The organism is Candidatus Enterovibrio escicola (assembly GCF_002464935.1).
Classification (GTDB): domain Bacteria; phylum Pseudomonadota; class Gammaproteobacteria; order Enterobacterales; family Vibrionaceae; genus Enterovibrio; species Enterovibrio escicola.
This window is the reverse complement of sequence record NZ_NBYY01000003.1, coordinates 75,251-82,658: the sequence shown is the minus strand read 5'-3', so window position 1 is coordinate 82,658 and position 7,408 is coordinate 75,251. Positions and strand designations below refer to the sequence as shown.

Genomic DNA, 7,408 nt, shown 5'->3' with positions numbered 1-7,408 from the left:
TGGAAGTGCCCTAACTGTGGCATTCAACATGACCGAGATATTAATGCAGCCTTGAATATTCAGCATCAAGGAATAATTGAAATAAAAGCGGCGGGACACGTCGTTACTGCTTGTGGAAGCTTGCGTAAATCTCGTCACGAACGAGTTGCGGCCTAAGAAACAAGAAGCCTAGCCCGATTAGGGCGGGGAGTAGTCACTGAGCATGGTCATGTTTGCATAAAATATGCACCCTGAAGACTAAATTTAAGTCTGCAGTACGCCATTTTTCAATATAGCTGTTAATATGGGTGTTGTTGATTAAATTATGACTATAAAGCATTGCTTCCAATCTTTCTTACAGTCTTAATTTATCTGCGGGTAAACAGACATACTTGAGTTTTATAACTTTATTCCTTCACCTAGTAACTTCCTTCTACCACTATATGTTGTGAGGCTTAAGGCATGTCCCTTTCTATGATACATTTAGCACGATTAAACAGATAAAAGGTATGAATGAATTTCAAAGGTATCAAATCGAAGCTGCTCTGCTTTAAACTTATCTTTACTACGAATTGGGCCATATTCGTACCCAGTCATCCTTGCTATGACACCGATTATTATCATGCAGAAATCGCTAAGATGCTGAAGGGTGGAAGCCTAGAAAATGGCTTTACCACTTACCAATGCTTGGGTTGAGGTCAAGAGCAACATAAAGTTAACTTTGGTTGTAAGGGGAAAGCTTCTCCGCAATGTGGGAAGCGTTATGTACGGGAGAGTATGGTCAAAATAGGCGTTTACCTGTTTCCTAGAGTGAGCTATCAGCAAGTTGTCTTAACATTGCCTGAGCAACTTCGTATTCCTTTCCATAATCACTCCAATCAAAAGCGTTTATATTCTGGGTTTATGGTCTTGGCAGAAGCCTGCTTATCAGCGTTGATTCAGGCGAACTTTAAGACCGATACGTATGAAATTTTCGTCATTTTTTTCATCCACATCCATAGTCGTAATGGCAACTATAATCCGCATTTACATGTAATCTTGGCTGGAGGTGCATTCTTTCCTTCAAATTAGGATTGGAAAGGGTTTCAGCATTTATCGTTATCTTAATTACGATTACGTTGGTAAAAAAACTTACTGAAATTAATGGAGATTGAGTTTCCGGCGCGTCAATATATTATTAATCTAAGCTGCGCTTAAGAAATGAACTAAATGCCAAAGTCGAGATCTGATTGTCTGAAAAAAACTATTGACTGAAGAAGGACTTGGGCATGAATAACTTAGACGCGGTTTTCGTCGATGTCGACGACTTCTCCAGATTTTCCTCCATACATGGAAAAAACACCTCATTTCTTCCGGTATAAAACAAAGAAATAAGCCTTTTCACCTCTCAGTTAACGAAGTGATGAGGATAGTGATAGCTTTCCATCAATCTTGGTATCGAGACTTTAAAACCTATTACATCCACTTTATTTTCTGCTACCTCATCACCAAATCTCCTGAATTAGTCAGCTATATGAAAATGCTTAAGCTCATGCAAGGTGTTTTGGTTCCTCTTTGCTCTTACCTCACTCACGACTAAGTCTCGCCTTCGTTGATTCATCCAAACTACAGGTTTGTCACAACCTACGTATTTTTAAACATCAAGTTTTTAAAGGTACCTCGAAGCGAGGAAAAGGAACGATGGGGTGGTTCTACGACTTTAAATTATACCTTATTATCAATGACCAAGGTGGTATTATCTCAGTCTGAGTGACAACGGTTAACGTGGATGATAGAAAGCCTGTATCTGAAATGTCTGACGAGCTTTGGGGTGTTTATACGGAGATAAAGGTTATATCTCTGATCCATTGGAGCGGGAACTTGCAGATAAGGGAGTGACGCTAATAGCGGGTGTAAAAATAATATGAAACACAAAGTGATGAAACTTTGAGACCGCCTGATACTTCGGAAATGATTTATTATTAAACCCGTTTTTGACTAACTAAAAATATATCTCAAATCAAGCATTTTTGGCAACGGAGTTGCGTTAGCTTTATGGTCAACTTGCTGGCGGGCCTCATCGCGTATTCATTTCAACCAAAGAAGCCGAGCATCAAAATGACGCGGCTTGAGAAGTAAGTACTTATGCAGATCTGAGGTTAATGAGAACCTTATGGGCTAATTATCCTGATGGTTTCTATACCCCCCCTGTTAATGGTCGTAAAATAAAGTCCCAAGCAAAAGATACCGAGGGTTAATACGATACCTACCCAACTATTTGTTATCCCAGCTGATAGGCTTATCTAGGATATTTTAGTATTACTATCAAGCACATAAAACGAAATCAAAAATGTATGAGACAGTGGATGCTCAGGTATTTGTTGGTAGGCTAGTTTAACACATTCTTCCTAAATGATTTCAACGAGTGAGATATTATGGTCTTCAAACGACAGCGAGTTTTAATAAGTGGTATCGAAGTGATAGCGAGAACAGCAGGAGACTTGGTGGATACAATGATGAGCTATACTAAACGTATTAGCTATGTAGAGCTTTTCGAAGAGGTAGCACGTTGTAATCCTTACAATGTGTTTTTTGTGGGAGAGGGACGGGGATGGAGTTTATTTGGCTCTCCCACCCAAAGCATGGTATATTCTTCGATTTATTTGCTTCAGATAGTGGTTAATTGCTATTGTTTTTGTTCTCGTTATCACTCCGCCTTTTGCAGAATCTAACTGTGTTAGTATTCTAGAAAAATACTATTGGCGAGGACTCAATTTTCAATATCAATTGGGCCAGAGAGATGATGTTTACGCGCGATCTAGTGTGACGTACATAGGCATTGACACCACGGGTCTTGCTTAGGCGTTTGGGATTTGGTATACGCTATATGCGAATCATCCCCTCAAAGCCGTCGCAATTTACTATAATAATAAAACGAAGGAACGACCCGTATTAAAAATGCTCGACGTGATAGACGCCCATCGGCTGCATTTTGATTTGGAATATAAAAACTTCATCCTAGCATTCATGTTTATAAAACGAGTGATCCACGGAAGTGGAAATATAATTAACTTTATATCTCGAACCTTTGGGACTTTGAGGGTAAGTTCGCTGAACTCAGTTTGTAGGTGACGCTCAGGCAAATGGCCATTGCGAACCACTCCCTGCTTTCCGTTATCTTGAAGTGATGTAAAATTATTAAGCAATGATTGAACCTCGGCTTCTATAGCTTGAGCAACAGTCTCTGTGCATCTTGTTTTAGCAGTTTATTAAGCGGTTTTTACAGTTTATGAAGCTTGGTAAAGTTATGATTAATGTCCATTCGGTGTATGCCTTGTTGGTTATTGATCTGGCGAGATCAATCAACAGATTACACCGCATTATTTCCTACCCATATACTAGAAATCACTATAGCTCTTAGATCGTGACGTTGGCATTTAGTTCATTTCTTATGCGCAGCTAAGGTTAAGTTAGTTCTCTTGGATGACAATCGCCTTATCAAACTATTAGTCTACTCATTCAGTTTCCGATTACTTGACAGATAAGATCTGTCAAAATAGAAATAAGCGTCTGTAATTTCGGCAATCTCTTCATGTTCGGCGAACTTTATACCGTTGTCTGACGTGAAAATTTTTAATTTATGGACGGTGGAATCTACAATATCAATACATGTTTCTACCACGTTAAGCAGAAAACATTTGTGCTAAGTCCCAACGATAGTGTTAATTTCGAAATGATCAAACTCGGTCTTCTCGTCTGCAATATCAGGTCGTTTCTCAAAACTAACTAGGTTTTTTATCTTTACCTTATCGTCGCTAATCACATCCGGTGACGTATGTGTGCTGAGGTGCTTATGAATGAACGCCTTCGTTCTCTCTGGAATACACAGCCAAAAGCCAGCCTATTCGTAGCGTTATAGCGGGGAGATTTGATAGTAAAACTGATTTTGAAACAAGGCTATTTATCACTTGTGATAATGCTTTTTTAAGGGATTTGCTACTGTTGCAAAGGATCCAATGAAATCAACACGAGTGTACTTACATTTTTACCACTTGAGTGTCATCTGGGTATTGGACTTACCTTCCTTAGGCTCTAACCCTACACTCAGTCCAATAAGACGGATTCCTCGTCCATTGACACGCGACAAAGCTTCTTTTAATAAAGCAGAGAAAAAAGCTTTATCAATGATGATTTGTTTGTTCTCAACCGTTGTTTGCTGGAAATCATCGAACTTGAGCTTGAGGCCTTACCGTATGATTCTTTTTTCATGAGAAATTTCACTTAATCGTCTTTCTAATTCTTCATAGAGTGATTCAATAGCTTCCAAATATTCTTGTTCAGTCCAAATATCTTGAGTGAATGTTTTTTCAACTCCCAACGACTTCCTTATTCTCGTTTATGTGACTTCACGCCGATCAATTCCATGACAGCGTTCCCATAAAGAGATGCTAAACTTACCAAACTGTTTGAGGAGCATGAACTGATCATAATTCTTTACATCAATGCCTTTGTAGAGCCCTAGGTTGTTTAATTTTTCCAGCGTCACCTTCCCTACGCTAGGAATTTTTCATAATTCTAGATCGTCAACAAAGCCCTCAATATTATCAGGTATTACAACACAAATTCCGTTGGGCTTGTTAATAGAAAAAGCGACTTTTGCTACAAATTTTATAGGCGGAATACCAGCACTGGCCGTAAGATTTAATTCTAATTTAATCGCCTTGCGTATATCCTTTGCGATTAATGTTGCCTCTCCTTTAAATAACTGATAAGTAGTGACATTGAGATAGGCTTCATCCAAGGAGAGGGGTTCTATAAGCTCTGTATATCGAGAAAAGATCGCATGGATCTGTTTGGATACAGTTTTATATTTCTCCATATCGCCACGTATAACCTTTAGATTTGGGCGCAATTTGAGAGCACGGGCTGTCGCCATTGCCGAGCGAACGCCGGATTTTCTGGCAATCTAGTTACACGTTGATATCACACCTCGCCGCTCAGGGGAGCCACCAATCGCCGATGGTATTTCCCTCAATTCTAGATTATCTCTCATTTCAACTGCGGCATAGTAGCAATCAAGATCTATATGGATAATTTTTCTAGTTATTAGACAACCTAGAAGCAACTGGTCATTTGGCACATCTTGCACGAGAACCTAATTGTGGAAGCCCCTTAATAAAGGGAGTGGCTTCCACAGTGAAAATGTTATCTACCTGAACAGGATGGCTTGGCACTTTCTTTTCATGTCGATTTATCGATTTCACATGCTGTTTTCTTAGGCAGGCTGTTAAGCCAGAAGTAGTCAAGGATAACCTAATCTACGAATAAAAATGAACTAAATTCCCACGTCGTGATCTTTTCGTTTGAAAAGAACTATTGACTTCATAAGGACTTTGGCATGAGAATTTAGACGCTTTTTTTGTCGATGTTGACGACTTCTGCCAAACTTTCCTCCCTGCATGGGAAAAACATCTAATTTCTTCCGGTGTTAAACAAAGAAACAAGCCTTCTCGCCTCTCAGTTAGCGAAGTGATGATGATAGTGATAGCTTTCCATCAATCGGAGTCTCGAGAGTTCAAAACCTATTACATCCACTTTGTTTGCCTCTACCTCACACAAATCTCCTGAATTAGTCAGCTACACGTGAATGCTCAAGCCCATGTAAGGTGTTCATCGATTTCACATTTTCCAGTGCTTCACTAACTTGAGAATTGTAATTAGATCTGCATAAACGCTTGCTTATTAAGCCTAGTTATCTTGATGTTAGGTTTCTTTGGTTGAAACGAATACGTGATGATCTCTGCCAGTAAGTTGGCCATAAAACTGACATAACTATGGTGTCGAGAATACTTGATTTGGGATGTTTTTTTATACCACTTATAAGTGGTTACTCCCTTGTCTGTAAGTTCCCGCTACAATGGATTAGAGATATAACCTTTATATCCGTAGAACCACCCCATCGTTCCTTTTCCTCGCTTCGTGGTACCTTTAAGAACCTGATGTTTGAGAATGCGTAGGTTATGACAAACCTGTAGCTTGGATAAATCAACGAAGCAATCCCTGTAGGTTTTATTTGACGGTGAGTGAGGTAATAGCAAAGCGGAACTAAAACACCTTGCATGAGTTTAAGCATTCGCATGTAGCTGGGCGTTGTTTCCAAAAGATCTGAACTAATCGCTATTCCTAGGATCAGATCATCATAGAATTAAGCGGGAGATTATAATAGGAAAGGTCAAGCACAAGATCAACAACTGGAAACAATATAATCAAACATTAGTAAACCGTGGTTCAGTCACTTTTGGGATAGACGACGATGCCATTGAGGCATGGCATTGTCCAAAGCATCACGGCCGGGGGTTTATATTTGTCGCAATCGCGATTGAAACGGTACTGATGGTGAAAGGTATTTGTGAGTTCACTCTTCGTTATTACAATATTCAAGTTGCTGAGGCACTGACAAATCTGACAGCAATAAACAAAGTTATCAGACTCGGTGTGCCTATTCGACAGCAGACAAATTAAGACTGAAAATAAGATTGGAATCACTGTATTATAGGCTTGATTTAATCAACAACGCCACTTTAAAACACTTATTGTTTAAGAAAGTTGTATCCACAATACTAAAGAGTAGTCATTTGCTTTTATCATGCTAACTTGTGTTTTACCGTCGGTGATCAAGTTAAATAACTTACCTTTAGATCATAAGATATTAGTTACACTTCTAATCATATTTCTTGTGACTTAATATGGTTTGATCCACATTAAATAACAATGATATCTGTAGAATTAATTCTTAAAAACGTGATAATAACTTGATAAATTATAAGCAGGATGTATCCTTTAAAAGGCTAAACCATTAGACATCTAAAGGATTTGTTAATCGAATGAGCACCCCTAACATTTACCATGATTCGTGGTTCACGTGTTTAAGTCAGGATGAAAATCCTTGGGTAATGCGGGCGCCAACCCTGAGAGATGGTATAAAGATCCACGACCTCATTACTAGTTGTCCCCCGCTTGATAAAAACTCCACCTACTGCAATTTCCTTCAAGCCTCCCACTTCCATAAAACCTGCATCCTTGCAGAAGACGATGATAAAATAGCTGGCTTTATTTCAGCCTACTTAAAGCCTGATGTAAACGATGAACTATTTATTTGGCAAGTAGCAGTATCACCAACGATGCGTGGTAAAGGCCTTGCGGGACGCATGTTGAAAGCATTGCTTATGCGCGAGCATTTACAACTTGTACAAGCTGTAGAAACCACAATAACAAAGTATAATGATGGATCATGGAATTTATTCAATAAACTAGATAAAGCAAATGGGAATAGTGGTTCGGTGTCAGTTTTTCTCGATGAACAAAAGCACTTTAAAGGGCATCACGACACGGAGTTCCTTTACCGTGTTCCATTGAAGAACAATCAATAATCTGGAGATGAAACGAAAGA

The 7,408-nt window shown here is 39.1% G+C and carries 5 protein-coding genes and 4 pseudogenes; 6 read left to right on the top strand and 3 right to left on the bottom strand.

The window, feature by feature from the left end; genetic code table 11:
• The 3 genes and pseudogenes from BTN49_RS19895 to BTN49_RS21620 form a co-directional block, all read left to right on the top strand.
• Positions 1-156, top strand: a 156-nt coding sequence (locus BTN49_RS19895; protein ID WP_146678983.1) for a zinc ribbon domain-containing protein, incomplete at its 5' end; no start/stop codon positions are given.
• A 600-nt stretch (positions 157-756) separates the two neighbouring features.
• Positions 757-1,050: a hypothetical protein gene (locus BTN49_RS01280; RefSeq protein WP_097355697.1), complete on the top strand. Its 294-nt coding sequence runs from the start codon at positions 757-759 to the stop codon at positions 1,048-1,050.
• 197 nt (positions 1,051-1,247) lie between these two features.
• Positions 1,248-2,097, top strand: a pseudogene (locus tag BTN49_RS21620) (IS982 family transposase).
• 782 nt (positions 2,098-2,879) lie between these two features.
• Here BTN49_RS21620 and BTN49_RS12585 read toward each other — a convergent pair.
• Both BTN49_RS12585 and dinB read right to left on the bottom strand, forming a co-directional pair.
• Positions 2,880-3,164 carry a hypothetical protein gene (locus BTN49_RS12585; RefSeq protein ID WP_146678981.1) on the bottom strand — a complete coding sequence of 95 codons (285 nt, stop codon included), beginning with the start codon at positions 3,162-3,164 and terminating at the stop codon, positions 2,880-2,882.
• An 839-nt stretch (positions 3,165-4,003) separates the two neighbouring features.
• Positions 4,004-5,065: pseudogene (dinB, locus tag BTN49_RS01270) on the bottom strand (DNA polymerase IV).
• Between the two features lie 296 nt (positions 5,066-5,361).
• Between dinB and BTN49_RS21615 the strand changes: the two are divergent.
• Positions 5,362-5,602, top strand: a pseudogene (locus tag BTN49_RS21615) (IS982 family transposase); the annotation flags it as partial.
• A 73-nt stretch (positions 5,603-5,675) separates the two neighbouring features.
• Here the strand turns inward: BTN49_RS21615 and BTN49_RS21610 are convergent.
• Positions 5,676-6,112, bottom strand: a pseudogene (locus BTN49_RS21610) (transposase); the annotation flags it as partial.
• A 68-nt stretch (positions 6,113-6,180) separates the two neighbouring features.
• Between BTN49_RS21610 and BTN49_RS16960 the strand changes: the two are divergent.
• Positions 6,181-6,480: a transposase gene (locus tag BTN49_RS16960; protein ID WP_263363840.1), complete on the top strand. Its 300-nt coding sequence runs from the start codon at positions 6,181-6,183 to the stop codon at positions 6,478-6,480.
• Positions 6,481-6,842: 362 nt separating this feature from the next.
• Positions 6,843-7,388: a diaminobutyrate acetyltransferase gene (ectA, locus tag BTN49_RS01255; protein ID WP_097355694.1), complete on the top strand. Its 546-nt coding sequence runs from the start codon at positions 6,843-6,845 to the stop codon at positions 7,386-7,388.
• Positions 7,389-7,408: the final 20 nt, after the last annotated feature.

Coding starts and splice junctions, on each gene's coding strand:
- BTN49_RS01280 (WP_097355697.1), top strand. CDS start 757: ATGGTCAAAATAGGCGTTTACCTGTTTCCTAGAGTGAGCTATCAGCAA.
- ectA (WP_097355694.1), top strand. CDS start 6,843: ATGAGCACCCCTAACATTTACCATGATTCGTGGTTCACGTGTTTAAGT.